This window comes from Bradyrhizobium sp. 31Argb, assembly GCF_043638955.1.
Lineage (GTDB): Bacteria > Pseudomonadota > Alphaproteobacteria > Rhizobiales > Xanthobacteraceae > Bradyrhizobium.
Genome location: NZ_JBEGDB010000585.1, coordinates 1 through 1445, shown reverse-complemented (window position 1 = coordinate 1445; position 1445 = coordinate 1). Strand labels below are relative to the sequence as shown.

Genomic DNA, 1445 nt, shown 5'->3' with positions numbered 1-1445 from the left:
TCACTTTGGCGTAGAGCTCACCAGGCCGCCGCCCAGCGCGCGCACTTCAAAACAAAAAGACAACTGTAATGCTAGGCGAGGCGGACGGGATGCGCGAACTGTATCTTAGGGGGGTAAAGGCTGAAACAATTCTATCTGATGTAGTTTGCGAAGACGTGATCTCAATCCAAGACGCCGTTATCGTACCGGCCACTCTGAACGAATTGTTGCTCAAACGTCTGCTGGAAGTGAAAGACGATGTCGAACAAACTAACGGTCTTCTCTTCAGCTTCTTGGCGCGGCGTGCTTCCGAAACGGTCCTCAGAACTTTCGTTGGAGCCCATCCGGACGTTTTTGAACGACGCATGAAAGTCTATTACTATCAGTCGGCATATCAGCCAAAGGTTCAACTGTATGCCAGAGCCCATAGCTTGGGGATTCTTCCAGAAGAGTTTCGGAGCACAATGGTTGCGTCCCTGGAATCCGATATCTTCTATGGCCTTGACACCTCCATTCTAAATGAAGAGGAGGTTTTATCGCTATTTACCCCAAAGCAACTCATGGCGTTACCTCGCAGAGTAAAAGACGAGCTGTTACCCGCAATCGAAGAACGTATTGAGCAGATTGCTGAAGAAGCCGACCTCGAAATCGAACCAAGGGACAATTTTGATCAAATTTCGTCCAGCTTATCCGAGCTTGAGGCTTTTTTTGAGGGAGATGATGACGGGGCGAACGCCTACGAAAATGTAAGCGCTTGCTTGGACGTTGCCGTTGATCAGGTCAAAGACAGAAAGGAAGCTGAAGAACGTCGGGCCGCTCGAGATGATTGGAATTGGGAAGAGTATGTTCCTTCGAAGTCAACGAGTGGGCCACCTGCCCGCACCTCATCAGTACCTCCGGCGTCGCCATCTCTGCCGCGGTCGATGTTCAGCGATGTAGCCGAGTGATCCCAGACTAAAGGGACGTCACCTATCGCCGACTCACAGGCAGTGATTTCTCTTGAAGCCCATTGCCTCGGCAAATTCACGAATTGCTAAACCCTGCCCCACCTAACCAAATTCCGCTATACTCGTCGAGGTAGTAGCAGGTGAGGCGCCGTCATGCGAAACATCGTGATTTGCTGCGATGGGACCGGGAACGAGATCAACGAGAACATTTCCAACGTCCTGAAGCTCTATCGCTGCCTGCGCAAGACGGAGAAGACACAGCCGCGGCAGTTCGTCTATTACGATCCAGGCGTCGGCACGCTGGCGCGGCCAGATCCGTGGCGGAAGTTGAAGCAGGATTTCATTGCGATCCTCGGGCTCACCACCGGCTACGGGCTCGATGACAATGTGCTCGCGGCCTATGAATTCCTGGTCCACCATTACCAGGACGGCGATGCGGTCTACCGTAACCGGCATGAGGCCCCCACCTAGCCATCCTTCGGCTTGCGCGCGATACAGCCTGGCATGAGCGGATCGGTG

At 53.2% G+C, this 1445-nt stretch carries 1 protein-coding gene and 1 pseudogene; both read left to right on the top strand.

Annotation, left to right across the window (positions count from 1 at the left end; genetic code table 11):
- The first annotated feature begins 89 nt into the window (after positions 1–89).
- On the top strand, positions 90–926 hold the full coding sequence (locus tag AAFX91_RS41615) for a hypothetical protein (RefSeq protein ID WP_394570338.1): 837 nt from the start codon (positions 90–92) through the stop codon (positions 924–926).
- 153 nt (positions 927–1079) lie between these two features.
- A pseudogene (locus AAFX91_RS41610) lies at positions 1080–1370 on the top strand (T6SS phospholipase effector Tle1-like catalytic domain-containing protein); the annotation flags it as partial.
- Positions 1371–1445: the final 75 nt, after the last annotated feature.

Bases quoted from the DNA above. Each gene is read 5' to 3' on its own strand.
- AAFX91_RS41615 (WP_394570338.1), top strand. From the start codon at position 90: ATGCGCGAACTGTATCTTAGGGGGGTAAAGGCTGAAACAATTCTATCT.